Origin of the sequence: Dictyoglomus sp., assembly GCA_025060475.1 — a bacterium.
In the GTDB taxonomy this organism is placed as follows: domain Bacteria; phylum Dictyoglomota; class Dictyoglomia; order Dictyoglomales; family Dictyoglomaceae; genus NZ13-RE01.
The window spans coordinates 75,302-93,053 of the sequence record JANXBZ010000010.1 but is presented as its reverse complement, the minus strand read 5'-3'; the positions used below and the strand labels follow the sequence as shown (position 1 = coordinate 93,053).

General features: G+C 31.3%; 13 protein-coding genes. 7 read left to right on the top strand and 6 right to left on the bottom strand.

The features are described from left to right. The 3 genes from NZ841_06875 to NZ841_06865 all read right to left on the bottom strand — a co-directional run. A partial coding sequence (locus NZ841_06875; GenBank protein MCS7202481.1) for a DUF1156 domain-containing protein occupies positions 1–251 on the bottom strand: 251 nt, incomplete at its 3' end. 11 nt (positions 252–262) lie between these two features. Beyond that, entirely contained in the window at positions 263–3,625 is a 3,363-nt protein-coding gene (locus NZ841_06870) for a helicase-related protein (GenBank protein ID MCS7202480.1), read from the bottom strand. A 35-nt stretch (positions 3,626–3,660) separates the two neighbouring features. Continuing rightward, positions 3,661–4,314, bottom strand: coding sequence for a hypothetical protein (locus NZ841_06865; GenBank protein ID MCS7202479.1), 654 nt, complete (start codon positions 4,312–4,314; stop codon positions 3,661–3,663). 142 nt (positions 4,315–4,456) lie between these two features. On the opposite strand from NZ841_06865, the gene NZ841_06860 reads away from it, so the two are divergent. Next, complete coding sequence (locus NZ841_06860; GenBank protein ID MCS7202478.1) at positions 4,457–5,662, top strand: linear amide C-N hydrolase; 1,206 nt, start codon at positions 4,457–4,459, stop codon at positions 5,660–5,662. On the opposite strand, the gene NZ841_06855 is transcribed toward NZ841_06860, so the two are convergent. The 3 genes from NZ841_06855 to NZ841_06845 all read right to left on the bottom strand — a co-directional run bounded on the left by NZ841_06855 (position 5,659) and on the right by NZ841_06845 (position 10,256). Beyond that, entirely contained in the window at positions 5,659–6,945 is a 1,287-nt protein-coding gene (locus tag NZ841_06855) for a hypothetical protein (GenBank protein MCS7202477.1), read from the bottom strand. The genes NZ841_06860 and NZ841_06855 overlap by 4 nt on opposite strands. 65 nt (positions 6,946–7,010) lie before the next feature. Continuing rightward, positions 7,011–7,817, bottom strand: coding sequence for a mechanosensitive ion channel family protein (locus NZ841_06850; GenBank protein MCS7202476.1), 807 nt, complete (start codon positions 7,815–7,817; stop codon positions 7,011–7,013). Between the two features lie 6 nt (positions 7,818–7,823). Next, complete coding sequence (locus tag NZ841_06845; protein MCS7202475.1) at positions 7,824–10,256, bottom strand: DUF4982 domain-containing protein; 2,433 nt, start codon at positions 10,254–10,256, stop codon at positions 7,824–7,826. A 256-nt stretch (positions 10,257–10,512) separates the two neighbouring features. Between NZ841_06845 and NZ841_06840 the strand changes: the two genes are divergently transcribed. From NZ841_06840 to NZ841_06815, 6 genes are read left to right on the top strand one after another with little or no spacing between them, the layout of a single operon-like run. Beyond that, positions 10,513–11,760: an extracellular solute-binding protein gene (locus NZ841_06840; GenBank protein MCS7202474.1), complete on the top strand. Its 1,248-nt coding sequence runs from the start codon at positions 10,513–10,515 to the stop codon at positions 11,758–11,760. A 26-nt stretch (positions 11,761–11,786) separates the two neighbouring features. Then, positions 11,787–12,689: a sugar ABC transporter permease gene (locus NZ841_06835; GenBank protein ID MCS7202473.1), complete on the top strand. Its 903-nt coding sequence runs from the start codon at positions 11,787–11,789 to the stop codon at positions 12,687–12,689. 6 nt (positions 12,690–12,695) lie between these two features. Next, the gene (locus NZ841_06830; protein ID MCS7202472.1) at positions 12,696–13,568 is read left to right on the top strand and encodes a carbohydrate ABC transporter permease; all 873 of its coding nucleotides are present in this window, start codon (positions 12,696–12,698) and stop codon (positions 13,566–13,568) included. A gap of 5 nt (positions 13,569–13,573) precedes the next feature. Next, on the top strand, positions 13,574–15,511 hold the full coding sequence (locus tag NZ841_06825; protein ID MCS7202471.1) for a carbohydrate binding domain-containing protein: 1,938 nt from the start codon (positions 13,574–13,576) through the stop codon (positions 15,509–15,511). Positions 15,512–15,538: 27 nt separating this feature from the next. Continuing rightward, positions 15,539–16,960: a glycoside hydrolase family 43 protein gene (locus NZ841_06820; GenBank protein MCS7202470.1), complete on the top strand. Its 1,422-nt coding sequence runs from the start codon at positions 15,539–15,541 to the stop codon at positions 16,958–16,960. A gap of 18 nt (positions 16,961–16,978) precedes the next feature. Next, a complete protein-coding gene (locus tag NZ841_06815) occupies positions 16,979–17,737 on the top strand; it encodes a LamG domain-containing protein (GenBank protein ID MCS7202469.1) in 759 nt (252 codons plus the stop codon). Positions 17,738–17,752: the final 15 nt, after the last annotated feature.

The window sequence follows — 17,752 nt, the reverse complement described above, 5'->3', positions numbered from 1 at the left end:
TCTTGTCTTTGGGAGTTTTCCCATTTAGAAAATTCAATAATAAAATTTTTTATTTTTTGCCACTCCTCTACATCCTTAGGAGCTTTAATCAAGGCGGAATAATTTGTAGCCCTGGAAGATGTTAGTGGTTTTCTTGACCACCAGATATGAAGAGTGGAGATATGGCCATGCCGAATATTTTTCTCCCTTGCGGACTCTTCACTTACCTCTTTTACAGGAAAAGAAACTTCAATAAATCTTTTGTCCTCCATAGGCTCACCTCTTATTTTTCTCTTCTCAAGATGTCTTCTAGATGTATGATATATCTAACTTTTTCTATTTTTTCTTCAGGGTTTAAATTTTTTGCGGGATTTTGAATGATATGAAGTTGGGGGTTTTTAACTGCATTAAATACTACGTAAAGGTAATAATCGTCCCAAAATCTTTGAGCTTTAAACCATTCGTTCTGAGTTAGGGCTATACTTCCTTCTTCTGCTCTTGCTTTTACCTCTATATATCTAATATTTCCATCTTTATCTTTAGATCTTATGTCAAATCCCAAATTTTCTTTAGATACATCTTCTGGAAATCTTCCTTCTTTTCTTTCATGCTCCATAGCGATTCTCATACCAATTTTTTCTATTTCTTCGTCCCTTACCATTGAATCTTCATCTTTCATAGGTCTTACTCTTATTACTCCTAAGAATTTAGGCATATTTAAGGTTAAATTCTGCTCTTTCTCGATTAGAGTTTCTAATTCCTTCTTTGTTTTTTCATACTCTCTTTTTCTCTCTTCTTTTCTTCTTATGGCGAGATCCACATCCTCACCGTTTTCTTTTCTTCTATTTAAGTCAATAAGCTCTTTGTCTAATTCGTTTATAATAAATCTTAAAGATTCAAGTCCATACTTTTTCTTAATCTCTATCTGTCTTTTTCTCTCTTCCCAAATTTCATTCTTATATTCCTCAAGACATTTTAATGAAGAATTTAATATTTGATTTTTAATAGTCTCTATATCTATGTCTTCCTCTTCATAAGAAGGATTTCCTTCCGCTAAATCCCAAATCATAGAAGGAGATATTGGGGTTATTTCATTTTTGTCCTTATAAAAGGAGAAGATTTTTTTACCTACTATTTGTCCTGTTCCATCTTTTATTTCTCCCTCATAGAATAATATATATCCATTTAGTTTTCCTTCAGGATCATAAAAAACAGCACCGTTATAGATTGAGTCCATCAACTCATCTTCAACCCACTTTAATATTGCTTCAAAAAGAGGATGCCCAAAGGATACAAACTCTAAGGATGAATCTTTTATTGAAAGCTCTTTATCAAATGTGATTCTGGAATATTTTGGTGATAATCCTCCATATTGTCTTTTGAAAGATTCATCTTGAGCTAATTTTCTAAGTTCCAAGGGTAAAGAGTCAATAGATAATATTTTCTTATCTTTATCCAAAAATCTTATCTTTCCACCTAATTTCTCAAAAGCTTTAATAAAGAAATTTTGGGTATACTCGGGAATAAGACGATTTTCTCTTGCTTTATAGGCCATTTCCTTTATCCTTGTATAATCAATATACTTAGTAGCTAAAGTTTCTCCAAGATTTTCTTTTATACGTTTGATATATTCTTCATCAACTTTGAAATCTATTTCTTTTAATATTTCGTCAATCCCTCTTGCATTAAAAGCTGCGTCAAGGAGAGCTTGTACGAACTTTTTACTATCTATAATTTCTCCTATCACATCAAATACTTTATCACTCCCAAGAGCATTTTTTATTTCTTCTAACTTTCTCAGAAGAGCAGTCATAACCTGACCTTCTCTTGTATCACTGGCTACTAAATTATGTATAAAAACTTCTTTTGTCTGACCATATCTATGGATACGTCCAATTCTCTGCTCAAGCCTATTGGGATTCCAAGGTATATCATAATTTATCATAAGATTACAAAATTGTAGGTTTATTCCTTCACCTGCTGCTTCTGTTGCTACAAGAATTTGGGTTTCATTTTTAAATCTTTTTTCCTCTTCTATGCGGGCAGATAAATTCATTCCTCCATGAATGGTATTTACTTTATAACCCCATGATTTTATTTTTCTTTCAAGATATTCCATGGTATCTCTTGATTCAGTAAATACTATAAGTTTTATATCTTTGGGGTTTTCAATATTTTGCGTTAGTTCTTTAAAAGATTCTTTTAATTTTCTAAGTTTTACTTCTTCTTCTCCTTCCATAACTTCTTTTGCCATACTGATTAACTTTTCTAAGGTAGATATTTCTTTCTTTAAATCTTCAATGGTTTCAGCAGTAGTTATAGTTTCCCAGTTTAATTCTTCCTTCCATCTTTCTTCCTCATCCATATCTTCAATCTCTTCCCAATCTATACTATTAGTTTTTTTGGCAATTTCTAGGTTAAAATTATTTACGATATCTTCAAGCTTATTTTTTCTTCTTTCCAAGGACTTTAAAAGGGCATAGGTGCTAGAGGCAAATCTTCTCTGCAAAATTATTAAAGCAAATCCTATATTTCTCTTTTTGTCTTCAGATTTTAAAAGATTATATTGTTCCTGTACATATCTTGAAAGAGCATTATATAACTCCTTTTCTTTTGGAGACTCCTTTCCCATATTAAATTCTATGGTTTTAACATTTCTTGGTACAAAAAGGGGTTTACCTTCGAAGTCTCTTAAATCTTCTTTCATTCTCCTTCTAAATAGGGGATTATCATTGTTTTTTATAGACTCTTCGATTAATTGATCATTAGCAAAAAATCCGGGAGAAAGAAGATCTAAAAATAATCTAAAATTTTCCTTATCTCCCTTATGAGGTGTTGCTGTTAAAAATAATAAATGATTTGAAATTCTTGAAAGTGTCTCTCCTAGTTTATATCTTTCTGATTTTGTAATTTTATCTCCGTATTTATAGGCACTCATTTTATGAGCTTCGTCAACTACTATTAAATCAAAATAAGTAGCACTAATACTTGGAAGAATATCATCTCTTTTTGCAAAGTCCATAGAGGTAATAATTTGGTTTTCTTTTTCCCACACATTTATTCCATATTCTGCATTAAAAGTAGCTCTATCAACTAACGTAAAATTCTCTTCGAATTTATCTTTTAATTCTCTTTGCCATTGATACTTTAAGTGCCCTGGAGCAACAATCAAGATTCTTTTAACTAAACCTCTTAATTTTAGCTCTTTTATTATTAATCCCGCCATTATAGTTTTTCCAGCCCCAGGATCATCCGCTATTAGAAATCTTATTTTGGGAAGTTTTAGAACATAACCGTAAACAAGTTCTATTTGATGGGGAAGGGGATCTATTTTGGAGATGTTTACTGCAAGAAGAGGATCATAAATAGATGCATATTTATATCTGAGAGCTTCTAATGAAAGGAAAACTTTCCAAGCTTCTTCCTTGAATAAACCATCTATAGTTTTTAATTTTATTTTATCAAGATCATCTAAAGAAATTAGGTCATCAACATGTCTACCGCTTTTTAGCAAAGATCCAACTATACGAAGATAACCTTCATAATTCTCAGATAAATCAACTTTTATAGGTTCTGGCCAGAAAGGACCTGTAATTATGAGGCCTGGTTGTAATAACTTTTTTAGTTCTTTCTTTTCAAACATCATTTATTAAAATTATATCATTAATTCCCTTAATCTTTTTAAAAAATTATTTTTACAAATTTCACCTTTCCCCTTTCCACCATATAATCTCTCAAAACATCAGAGAAAGAAATAGTTACCTTTTGCCTATTTTTTAAGATTATTTTTTCTAAGAAAGGATAAGCTATATTATTTAAGTATACTCCTTGAACTTCTATAAACACATCTTTTCTTAAGTCATTAATTAAGGTTATTTCTACATACATTTTTTTTGTATCAAGAGTTTGATAAAATTCATCAAAAATCTCTGTTTTTAACTTACTGAAAATATCTCCGTTAAAATTAAGTTGTATGTTACCGTCCTTATCAGCTGTGAACCATATAAGGTTTTCGCTAAAAGCGTTAGTAGTGAGAGGAAGATTAACTTCTCCAACATAATAATTTTGAAAAGTTTCTTGCTCAAATCTTATATTCTCAACTTCTCCAAAATATTTCTTTAGTATACGGGTTATCTTTAATCTATTTTCTTTATAGGTATCTTCAGAAATGATTTCAATCCTTAAAGTAGTAGTTATTTCAAGTTTGTCATTTTTCTGAATAATATATTCAGATATATCTCTTAGATAAATTTCTGAATTGATTTTGAGATCACAGCCTACAAGAAATACTATTGAAAAAACCAAAATTCCTAAAATATAAATTACTTTTTTCATGAAAAAACCTCCTCCTTTAAGAATTTTATAACTTATATAATAGATGGAATTAGGGTCAAAATTAGACCTTATACTAACACGCTTATATATGAAACCTTCCCAAATAGAGTGCCAATTAAAAATATGATATAATTTTCACAAGATGAAAAGATTGATATGTTTTCTAGAAATTTTTATTTTAATATCAACCCCCGTATATGCATGCTCTATATTCTGGGTAAGAGATAATTTTGGGCATGTTCTTGTAGGAAGAAATTTTGATAATGATAAAGAGGGGGGAAGAATTTGGTTTATACCACCTTCGGAAGGTAAATATGGAATAGTAATACTGGAGCAATTGGGGAAAAATATGCCCTACGAAGGGATGAATGAAAAGGGTCTATTTATAGGAATTTCTGCTGTGCCAAACACTTTAACACCTTTTGAATTTTTAAAACCTATAAGAATAAGTTTAGAGATGGTTAAAATAGTATTGGAGAGAGCTCAAAATGTTGATGAAGCTATAGAAATATTTAGTAAGTACTATGTTATATTTGGTACTTTTTTAGGAAATCCTGTGGTTCATTATTTAATAGTAGATAGGATGGGAAATTCTGCTGTAATAGAATATGTGGATGGGAAAAAAGTAATATTGAAAAACTCTTTTAAGACTCAAATCCTAACAAACCATTTTATATCCAAAGAAATTTATATCTCAGAAAGTCCTACCTCTCTTGAGAGATATGACATTATTAGGGAAAATTTAGTAAATATAAAAACTCAAGAAATTGTAAAAAGGTTTTTAGATAGGGTAAAGCAAGAAACCACTTGTTGGTCGAGCATTTATTATTTGGATAGAAAAATAATACAGGTAAAGTATAGAGAAAATGATTTTATAGAATTTGATTTATACAAAGAATTTCAAAGTCCACCCCATGGCTATGACTTAAAAAATATGAATCTTGAATCACCGATGCCTTATAGAGAAGATAAAATTAATTGGGTTTTTAGATTACAATGGGGAAATTCCTATATTGATAATAGTGGTTTAAATTACTATGGATTAAGATTGCTTGTTCCTCTAAAAAAAGACTTTAAAATGGGAATAGAATATGCATATATTAAAGATATTAATTTGATAGGATTTTCCCTTGAAAAAAGGTATGATGAATGGCTACATCTATCTCTAGGAATGGGGCTATACTTTGTTTTAGGGGAGAAAAAACCTGGAGTAAACTTTAGTATAGGATGGGAGCCAGAAAATACTATACCCTTTAAGCCATATTTAGTGTTAAGAAGTGAAATTTTAATGGAAAACAGCTTAAAATCTTTTTATTCTATAATTTCTGGATTTAACTTCGAATTTTAGCTATAAAAACTTATTTCCTTTAATTGATTAAGCTTAGAACTAAGATTCTTTTTAATTTCCTGTCCCTTTTTGAAAGTTTCTTCCGCAGTGTTTTTTAGTTCTTTAGCATTTTTTATAATCTCATCTATCTTATTTACCTCTTCTATGATATCATCAATTTTCTTTATAAGATCTTTCCAATTTATTTTTCCTTCTTTGCTTAGATATTTTTCTATCAAGATTAATCTTGCAAGTTGATATGCAAAATTTAAATTTGTTCCTTCTTCATCCCAAACACATACCATTTTTGAATAATCCTTGTCTATGACATTGAAGGATATATTATAAGGATTTTGTTCCATTTTAGCAAAAACTAGAATTCCTATCTGAGCATCTCTATGCTCTATAGCTTTCGTTAGCTCTTCATCTACATTTCCTTTGCTTTTTTTGCTGTCTTTTGTTTCAATTACTATTTTTCCAATTTCTTTTCTATTATTAATATTTCCATAATAAACCTTGATAATCCAGTCTCCAGACCTTCCATCTTTTCCAACATGTACAATTTCGTCTCCTGTTATTGCGGAAATTCTTTCGAGAAGTAATCTTAAAACATCTTCTTCAAAGGCATGACCTCTTTGGATATGACCGATTTGTAATCTTTCTCCAATTCTAATCATAGTATTATCGATCTTATCAAGCATTTCCTTTAGGGGATTGATTAGATTCTTTCCTATTTTATCAAAGGAATCATAGATACATTTATAGGCAGGACCATCAAAAGAATAAAAATCATTTAATACATTCTTAATCTTATACAGATATGATCCTTCTATATCTGGATTGAATTCTTTTTTAATATTTTCAATGGCTTCATTAATAACCTTTAGATAACTTTCAGGATGATTTGGATCTATTCTCTTTTGTACATCTTCAAGTTTTTCTCTTATTCTTTCTGATGTGTTTTTTGTAATATCTTCTAATCTATAGGTTATATTTTTGGATATATTTTCTTCTACACAATTTGCCATTTCTTTTAAAATTAACTCTTTGTTTTTATTCAAGATCTCAGTTATTACATTATTGGTTTCAATTTGCCAATTTTTTAGAGATTCCCTAATAAAAAGAGATGTTCCATTAAAAAGAGCACTATTCATGGCTAAAACTCCAATCTTGAATACTCTCTTGGCTATATTTATTCTTTCTTCTTCTTTAAATTCTCTTAAAAAGGTTGCAATTTCGGAGTCATCAATTGATAAATTTAAGATAACTAAATTATCACTAATATCGACAAATTCTTTATTCATATTCTTCCCCCCTCAGTTTATATTTTTTAAAGGAGATCTTAAATATTTCGCGTTATTAAAAATTTTTATTTAACATTTTGGGTAAATCTTAAATCTACAACCATGTAAGGAATCCTTATATGGTTCTCATCAAAAATCTTTTTTATTCTGATACTCAATGCATTGATTGCTTCAAAATAAGTTTCTTTAGCAACCCAGAAATATACTGTATATGTTACTCCCGAATTACCATATTCCTTAAAGACTACAAGATTATTTATCATGTTATTTTTTACTATAAGAGGTTCTTCTTCTATTGCTTTTTTTATTAGTTCTATTACCTTCTGAAGATCAGATGAATAATCAACTGTAACATCAAAGTTTACTCTTCTATAGGGACCTGGCCAGTATTTAGTTACTATGCCTGACCAAACTTTTCTATTTGGTATTAAAACAAGTTTTCCATCAAAAGTTTGAACTCTTGTATGGTTCATTTCTACAATATCTATAATTCCAGAAATTCCATCTATATCTACCATTTCTCCTTCGAAAACCTTTCGCGTTACAAGGACCATTATACCTGATAAGAAATTAGTAAGAGGTTCTTGAAAAGCAAGACCTAAGACTACTCCCGAAATTCCAAGTCCCGTCAAATATGGTGTAATATTTACATTCCATATAGATAAAACTATAGCGATTCCAAATCCAAAGATTAAAAAGCCGATTAACATTGATACAGTTTTCGGGGTCTTTATCTCTTTACCTGTTCTTAGAGCAATACTATTTATGCCTTTGAGTATAAACCGATGTATAAAATAGCATATGATTAGAATAATACCCGATAATATCAAATTTCTTATTACTCCACTGCTAATTATTCCCACTCCCTTCATGTTCTTTTATACCACTCTTATTATTTTCTCATCTTTTAAAAGTTTTTCTCCTTCTACTGTTATTTTTATATCTTCTTTTATTCCCCTACTTTTCACAATTAACAAGGCTCTACCCTTATACAATTTCCCTTCAGGTAGAGCAAAACTTTCAAGAGTGCATGGATCTGCATTTCCTAGAGCCAAAAATTCTCCTCCTTCAATTTTTACTTGTATTTTGTTGTTAGCATAAACAACTTCTCTTTCCTTTTCATCTAATGCAACAATTTTTATAAAACAAAGATCTCCATTGGTAGTAGAGATAATATCTTTTTCGGGAATAATATTTAATTTTACGGGTTTTCCAACAGTTTCTAATGTGTCTTTACCAATAATTTTGCCATCTTTATAAGCAATAGCTTCTAAAATACCTGGTTCATAATTAATGTCATATATAGTTTTTAATTTAACAACTTCTCCTGAGGGCTTTTTACAGAGACTTTTTCCATTTAGAAAAAGTTCTACTTCATCCGCATTAGCATATACAAAAATTCTTATCTTTTTTCCCTCGTGGCCTGGAAAACTATAATTTCTTTCAACAGGTTCCCATGCCCAAAGTTTAATATATAATTTTCTTCCGTAATATTCAGGAGGAAGTACGAAGATTATGGGATCTTTTCTCAATCCCCATACTATGTCTCTATAATAGGATTGGGGTCTTTTATCTCCGCAAATATCTATATCTCCACAATTAGCTGTAAACCATGGATATTGGCCTAAAAAATTTTTAAAATCTTCCTCATCTAAGCTTACTTTTCCAATTCCTGCTTCTCCTAAATAATCTATAGCAGTCCATACAAAATCTCCTATTACATTGGGATATTTTAAAGTTTCCTTCCAGCTATTAAAGGAAGTGTAAGGAAAAGTCTCGGTTCCACAGATAATTCTTGAAGGATATACTTTATGATCATATCCGTATCTTTCATGTTTATAATTATACCCTGCTATATCTAGGTATTTGCACATTTTTTCTGTAATCTTTCCCCATTTATCTTCTTTTAAATTTATTTCATTTTTTATCTTGCTATAAACAATGTCCATTTCTTCAAACATTTCTATATTGTTTTCGTATTCAAAAATAAAGTGACAAAAAGCTTGGGTTATGAATCTGGTAGAATCAAGTTCCTTTACTTTTTTGGCTAATTTCTCAGTCCATCTGTGAATACTTGAATAACTTTTTTCATCTTCTGGATCAATTCCAGCACCCCATGTGATTTCATTTCCAATGGACCAGATAATAATAGAAGGGTGATTAAAGTCTCTCTTTATAGTATTTTCAATTTCTTCTTCCCAGTATTTATCAAAATATAAATGATAGCCAAAAGTTCTTTTTCCACCTACCCATTCATCGAAGAATTCTTCAATAACAAGCATTCCTAATTTATCACAAGCATCAAGAAAAGAAGGAGAAAAGGGATTATGAGCAGTTCTTACTGCATTGAAGCCATTTTTCTTTAAAATTTCTACTTTTCTCTCTTCAGATTTATCATAGCTTGCGCTTCCTAAGATTCCATTATCATGATGAATACATCCACCTTTTAACTTTAAAACTCTTCCGTTTAATTTAAATCCTTCTTGAGGATTTAACTCAATTTCTCTTATTCCAAAATTAGTAAAACTTTCATCTACCTTTTTACCATCTATAGATACAACAGCCTTTAGTTTGTAAAGATAAGGACTTTCTATATCCCATTTTATAAAGTTTTCAAGTTCAATTTCAGAATCAATAATCTTTTCTTCATCGACTTTTATATTAAAATCTTCATGTTTTTCTTTTATAAGCTTCTCCTCAGAATTTAAAATTTGAAAGAAAATCTTACCTGTACTATCTTTTTCAGATTCATTTTTTATATTTACCTTTATCTTTAATAAGGCTTTATTATCTTCTTTTATTTTGCTTGATACATGTAATTCCCAAGGTTTTATATATAATCTTTCTCCTACATGTAGCCATACATGTCTATATATACCTGCTCCAGTGTACCATCGGGAACTTGGTTTTTCTTTTGTATCTACATGAATTAAGATTATATTCTCTTCTTTAATCTTTATAAAATTTGTAATATCAACTAGAAAACTTGTATAGCCATAGTAATGTTTGCTTATTAGTATGCCATTTATAAATATTTCTGATATTCCCATGATTCCTTCAAACTCCAGGATCAACTTCTTATTTTTGAATTTCTCGTCTAAGAATAACTTCTTTCTGTAAAACAAACTTACTCCAGGAGTAAATCCTTCATCCGCTCCCGAAGGATTTTTTTCTTTTCTTTCCAGACTAATAACTGCATCATGAGGAAGGTCTATTTTTTTCCAAGATATACTGGGGTTTAAAAGGGAAGATAGATTTATAAGATTACTTTCTGTATATTCCCAATCTCTATCAAGATTTAGCTTTAACATAAAAATTTTCTCTTTTTTTCTAGAGAATCAGTATAAATTATATAAGAGAATAACACTGAGATTAAGAAATGTCAAATATAAAAATATACCCCATTGACTTTTTAAAAAGTTTGAATTAAAATTTGAAGTAAAGAGTTTAGTAAAATTGTTATTTAAAATATAAATTGGAAAGGTTTCCAATAATAAAAAAGGAGGTGAAAAAATATTATAACTTTCCCCTTGGAAATATTAACTAAAAATCTAGGAGGTGTCTTCTGTGAAAAAATATTTTATCCTTTGTTTGTTATTAACTATATTCACAGTATTATTTAATACCGCAATTCCACAAACTAAAACAACAATAACTTTTATGACTCCACTAGGTGGTGCAGATGGTGCTTACATGGATAGGATTATACAAAACTTTAATAAACAGAATCCTGATGTAGAAGTTGTACACTTAGTAGTTGTATCCTCGGTAGAATATAAGCAAAAGCTATCTACAGGAATAGCTACAAAGTCTGCACCTCAAGTTTTGTTTATGCGAAAATTTGATATGCCTTTATACCTTGATCACTTTAGACCTTTTACAGCTACAGAGCTAAAAAATTATGGAATCGATATTCGTGATATTTATCCTCAACTTTTAGAAGGATTAGTTAAAGATAATAAATATTATGGGATTCCTCTTGATGTATGGATTTTCTATATGGCATATAATAAGGCAAACTTTAAAAAAGCAGGCTTAGATCCAGAAAAACCTCCAAAGACAAGAGCCGAGTTTATAAAAGCTATGGAAGCCCTAAAGAAAATTACACCCAAGGGGTTAACTCCTTACTATGAAACACCTACTTGGGCGTGGATATTTGTCCATCTTCTCTGGCAACATGGTGGTGATTTACTAACCCCGGATTTCAAAAAACCAGCCTTTAAAGAAGCAGCAATAAAAACTTTATATTTTATGATGGATTTACAAGATCGAGGAATCTTACCTAAGGCTGCGGTAGATCCAGGACCACCCTTCCAATCTGGACAAACTTCTGTTTTAATAACGGGTATTTGGACTATCAATCCATGGATGGAAGCTCTTGGAAAAGATTTTGGATATGCTCCAGCACCACTATTAGGAACGAAACCTGCAGTATTTGGTGGATCTCATGTTTTAGCTCTACCGAAAGTTATGGTTGAAGATAAAAGAGTTTTTGAGGCTGCAATGAAATGGATAAGATATCTATGGGAGCATGCCCTTGATTGGTATGCGGCAGGACAAACTCCTGCAAGAAAATCTATAGCAAGAAGCGAAGAATTAAAAAAGAAGCTACCCCATATCTATGTTGTAGCCCAGCAATTACCATATGTAAAGACTTTCCAATTCTTCCCATATATTTCAGAGGTAGTAGATGAGATAGCTGTTAATCTTGAGGATGTGCTAATAACAAGAAAATTAACCCCAGAACAAGCTATGGAAAAAGCTGAGAAGGCTGTTCAGAGTATTCTAGATGATTACTGGGCGATGGTTAAATAATAGGATTAAGAAGGAGAGAAATTAAGATGATTAAATTTTCTTCTAAGAAACTGTGGTGGGAGGTAGGAAATTGGGGGTTCCTCCTCCCCCATTTTCTATTCTTTCTGTTATTTATTGCTGTCCCCCTTATTACTAATGTTCTAATGAGTACTCATAATTGGAATTTACTTGGACAAAAAATTTTTATAGGACTTGAAAATTTCATACGTATTTGGAATGATGATAGATTTTGGTTAGCAGTTAGAAATACAGTAATTTTTGCAATTATCAGTGTTCCTTTAACAATTATTGTTGGTCTTCTTATTGCATTACTTTTAAATCAAAAGGTATATGGAAAATTATGGTTATTAGTTGCTTTTGTTTCTCCCACCTTTTTTGGATCTGTTGGTATCCTTACAACTTGGAAGTGGATTTATGCTTCTTATCCCTCGGGTCTTGCCAACTATTATCTTAATAAAATAGGGATATTAAAGGAAGCAATTTCTTGGTTTGAGACACCTACTCGAGCATGGACATGCATTATTATAACTACAATTTGGTGGATAGTTGGATTTAGTGTATTACTTTATCTTGGAGCTCTTCAGAGAATTCCTCCTGAGCAGTATGAAGCTGCAAAGGTTGATGGAGCAAGTTCTTGGAAGTGTTTTTGGCACATTACTCTTCCTTGGATGAGAAATGTTCTTTTTTTTGATGTGGTAAGACAAGTATTATTAGCTTTTGGTTTATTTGACCAGGTTTACTTTTTCACAGGAGGGGGTCCTGCAGGAACTACACGTACTATGGTTTATTACCTCTATCTTGTGGGATTTACTCGTCAGGAGTTGGGAAGGGCTGCTGCGATTTCATGGTATATATTTGCAGTGGTATTAATTTTTGGATTATTGCAACTGGCAATGCTTACAAGAACAATTAAAAGTGCTGAGGAGTGATAAATTATGAGGAAAATTGGTATTTTAAATAAATTAGTAAATAAAAAGACAAAGCAAGTAATATTATCTGTAATTCTTTGGATTATTGCAGGTTTTTGGTTTATTCCAATTTTTTGGATGCTATCTACATCTTTTAAATCAACCTATACTGCTGTTGCAGAAAATCCACCTCGATGGATTCCCAAGGAAGCTACTTTAGAAAACTATAATATAGTCTTTGCTCCTGCAAGTGGAATAAGTGTTTCTCGAGGTATTGTTAATAGTTTAATTGTTGCATCTTTAGCAACGATTTTGGGCTTAATTATCGCGACACCTGCTGCTTATGCTCTTTCAAGATTAAGATTTAGAGGTAGAAACTTAATATTCTGGAGTTACGTAGGAATTCTTGCTTTTCCAGGAGTTCTTTTTTTAGTTCCTCAATTTTTTATAATTCACACCTTAGGTTTGATAGATAGTTTTTCTGCTTTGATCCTTCCTGGGCTTGGAGGCACTTTTGGTGTTTTTCTTTTAAGACAATATATGTTAGGTATACCTCGAGAACTTGAAGATGCTGCTTGGATAGATGGTTGTTCAAGACTTAGATTTTTGTTAACTATTGTTCTTCCTTTTGTAAGGCCAGCATTACTTACTTTGGGTTTGATGTCTTTCTTGGCTTCATGGAACAGTTTCTTATGGCCATTGTTGGTAATGAATACTCCAGAAAAGTTGACTTTACCCATCGCATTAGTAAGATTCGCAGCAGGTTGGGCAGATCCTTTTAGAGGTATTGGTCCCTTAATGGCTGGTGCTTTTATATCAGTGGCTCCCACATTAATAATATTTATTATATTCCATAGGTATTTGATGCAAGGAATTTCAATTAGTACTGGAGGGAAGTAGTAATAATGAAATTAATTAAATATTTGGTTATATTTCTAATTTTTTTATTTATTACCTCACAGGCAGAATCCCAAAATATTCTTATTATTGATACCTCAGAATTGGGACCAACTATTCCCAGAACTTTATATGGAATATTTTTTGAAGATATTAATTACGCTGTAGATGGAGGGCTTTATGCTGAACTTATTAGGAATAGATCCTTTGAGCATACGAATAAGTTAGAAGGATGGAATATTCAAATATTAAACGACTCTAACGTAAAAGTATATACAGATAACCAAGGTCCTCTTAATAAAAACAACTTAAATTATTTAAAACTAGAGATTAGATCAAATAAAAGTGAAATTATCATTACAAATGATGGCTATGGAGGTATTTCTCTTAAAAAAGGAGAAAATTATATTCTTTCTTATTACATTAAGGGTGAACCAGAGTTTGAGGGAACTATTAAAATAGAACTAAGGGATAAAAAAGGAAAATCATATTCAAAAACCCATATTATAACTCAAAAATTTATTAATGAATGGAAAAAGATATCTACCGAACTTTCTGTTGAGGAAGATGTTTTGGACTCACAATTGGTTATTAATGTGAAAGGGATCGGAAATCTTTGTTTAGATATGATATCTCTTTTTCCTGAAAAGACATGGAATGGAATGAGAGTAGATTTAGTAAAAATGCTAGAGGATCTAAAGCCTGGTTTTGTGAGATTTCCAGGAGGATGTCTTGTGGAGGGAGATAGTCTTAGGAATGCTTACCGATGGAAAGATACTATAGGAAGAATTGAGGAAAGAAAGACAAATAGAAATCTCTGGGGCTATCATCAATCTTATGGGATAGGTTTTTATGAATATCTACTACTATGCGAACATCTCTCTGCAGAACCTATTCCAATTTTTAATGCAGGTATTTCTTGCCAGGTGAGAGGAGCAGAATATTGTCCTATAGAGCAGATGAAGGATTGGATTCAAGATGTTCTTGATTTTATTGAGTTTGCAAATGGTCCAATAAATACCTATTGGGGATCTATTCGGGCTTCTTTAGGACATTTAGAACCATTTAATGTAAAGTATATAGGAATAGGGAATGAAAATTGGGGAGAGGAATATCATATACGATTTCAACTTTTTTGGAAAGCTATAAAAGAAAAATATCCTGAAATTAAAATTGTGTTCAGTGGACCTCCAAGTTATGAGGGATCTTCTTTTAGACAGGCTTGGAATTTTGCAAGGGAAATAGGTGTTGATATATTTGATGAGCATATATATACAACTCCTGAGTGGTTCTTAGCAAATTCAGATAGATATACAAAATATCCAAGAGAAGGTCCCAAGGTAATGGTAGGAGAGTATGCAGCTCATACTGTAGGAAGAAAAAATAACTTACAATCAGCTCTAGCAGAAGCTGCATTTATGACAGGATTGGAAAAAAATCCTGATTTGGTAATAATGGCATCTTATGCTCCTTTATTTAATCGTATTAATTGGTCTCAATGGGTACCAGATTTAATCTGGTTTGATGGGGCTAGAGCTTTTGGGACACCAAGCTATTATGTTCAAAAGATTTTTAGTGAAAATCGAGGAGATAATTTATTAAAGTCCTCTCTATCAGAAGAACAATTACTTTTAATTGGCTATAGATTTAAATCTCTTTACCATGTTTGTAGTTTTGATGGTAATAAAAAAGAGATAATAATTAAAGTCGTTAATCCGTGGGCAGAGGATAGATCTGTAAAAATTGAAATTAAAGGAAAAAGAACTCTAAAGGGAGAAGGAAGAATAATTGAACTTTCTTCTAAAAATCCTCAAGATGAAAATTATTTTGATAACTTAAAGGTTTTTCCAAGGGAAGGCGAATTGAAAGATTTGAAAAATCCTTTTGTTTATACTTTTAAGGCATTTTCTATAACAATTATGAGGCTTAAGGTTTTAGATCCCTAACTAAATGGTTAAAGGGGGATATATTGAATGGTACGTTTTATTGTTTTAAGTTTTTTAATAACAGTTATAATTCTTTTTCCAACATTTTCTCAAGATACTATGCCTTTACAAATATGGGCATCTGTTCATGATCCAGCTATTGTCAAAGCTGGAGAATATTATTATGTTTTTGGTTCTCATCTTGCAGTGGCAAAATCAAAGGATCTTATGCTTTGGCAAGTTGTAAATTCCGATCAAAGAGATGGTAATAGAATTATTCCTAAGATAAGTAAAGAACTTTCAGAGGCTTTTGAATATGCAGAGATTCCTTCTCCTGATATATGGGCTCCCTGTGTAATACAATTATTAGATAAAAAATTTTACATGTATTATTGTGTAAGCTCCTTTGGGGCTTTTCGCTCGCTCATAGGAATAGCTGTATCTGACAGTATTGAAGGTCCATATAAAAATCTTCAAATAATAATAAGATCGGGAATTAGATTTGAGGAAGGATTAGCTCCTGATGGAACTATCTATGATCCCATGAAACATCCCAATTGTATTGATCCTCATGTTTTTTACGATAAAGATGGAAGATTGTGGATGTCTTATGGATCGTATTTTGGGGGTATATATATCATTCAATTAGATCCAAAAACAGGTTTGTCTTTACCTAATCAAGGTTACGGAAAAAGACTTGCAGGAGGAAATCATGCACCTATTGAAGGTTCCTTTATTATTTATAACCCTCAGACAAAATATTATTATCTTTTTCTTAGTTTTGGAGGACTAGATTCTAAAGGTGGTTATAACATTAGAGTTGCTCGATCGGAAAATCCCGATGGACCTTATTTCGATTGGGAAGGTAAAGATATGAGAGAAGCAATAGGAAGAGATAGGGAAAGGGTTGGTGCTTATGGTGTGAAATTAATAGGGAATTTTAATCTAAATAGAGAAAATCCAAGAAGCACATTAACCTATGGGTATGTTTCTCCTGGTCATAATTCTGTTTATTATGATAAAGATACAGATAAATGGTACATTGTTTTTCATACTCGATTTCCTGGAAAAGGAGAATATTTTACTATAAGGGTTCATCAGTTGTTCTTTAACTCTGATGGATGGCCAGTAATAGCTCCATTTCCTTATGGAGGAGAAACGTTAAGAAGCTTAAATATTGATGAAATAAGAGGAGAATATTTTCTTATCAATCATGGAAAGGATATAAGTTCGGATATAAAAACACCAATAAATATCATCTTAAAAGAAGATGGAACAATTATAGGAGAGATTAAAGGGAGATGGGAGGTGAGAGATAATTTTATTAATCTTATTCTAGAAGAAGAAAAGTATAAGGAAGAATACAAGGGGGTAATTCTATCTCAATGGAATCCAAATACTATGAAAAAAACTATTACTTTCTCCTGCTTATCTAAAAAAGGAATTTCCATATGGGGAATTAAAAAATAAAAAAAGGAGGATTTTAAAATGCTTAAAAAATTAATTCTTTTTTCTTTTATTTTCTCTCTTGTTGTTTCTATCGGTTTTTCTCAAATATCCTCTTTTGATCCTAATAAGGATTTAATAGCCTATTTTCCTTTTGAAGGAAATCTAAAGGATGCCACAGGAAAATTTCCTGAAGGAAAGCCAACAGGAGTAAGGATTCCTATATCTGCTTCATCTATTGAGTTTACTGATGGAGTGATAGGAAAGGCAGTATTATTACCAGGACAAAGGGGAGTACTTCTACCTGATGACTTGATTAAAGATTATGACTATAGTGTTTCTTTTTGGGTTTATATTGAAAAATTCACAATGCATACTACCACTTTCTTTGGAGTCTACATTGATCCCCAAAATGCATTTCGCTGGATTAGTTTTGTTCCTTTTGGATGGCCTCAAGGAACTCTATTATGGGCAAGAGATGATGTGAAAAATATTTGGTACGATGGGCTTTTTAGTGAAAATCTACAGACAGAAAAGTGGTATCATGTAGTGATAGTAGTAGATAAAGGAAAAGCCAAGGTATATGTCAATGGCAAGCAGATGATAACAAAGGTTCAAATAAATGGACAACCTACTGAAGAGGGACTTGTTCCTGATATATTTAGTTTAAAACCTGGAGGTACCTTTGCTATTGGAGTTAATTACTGGGATCCTGCTTTAAGGGGTAAATTTGATGAGCTTAGAATTTATGATAGAGCTCTTTCAGAATCGGAGGTTTTAGCTTTATATAATTTAAGATAAAGATTTTTACAGGGG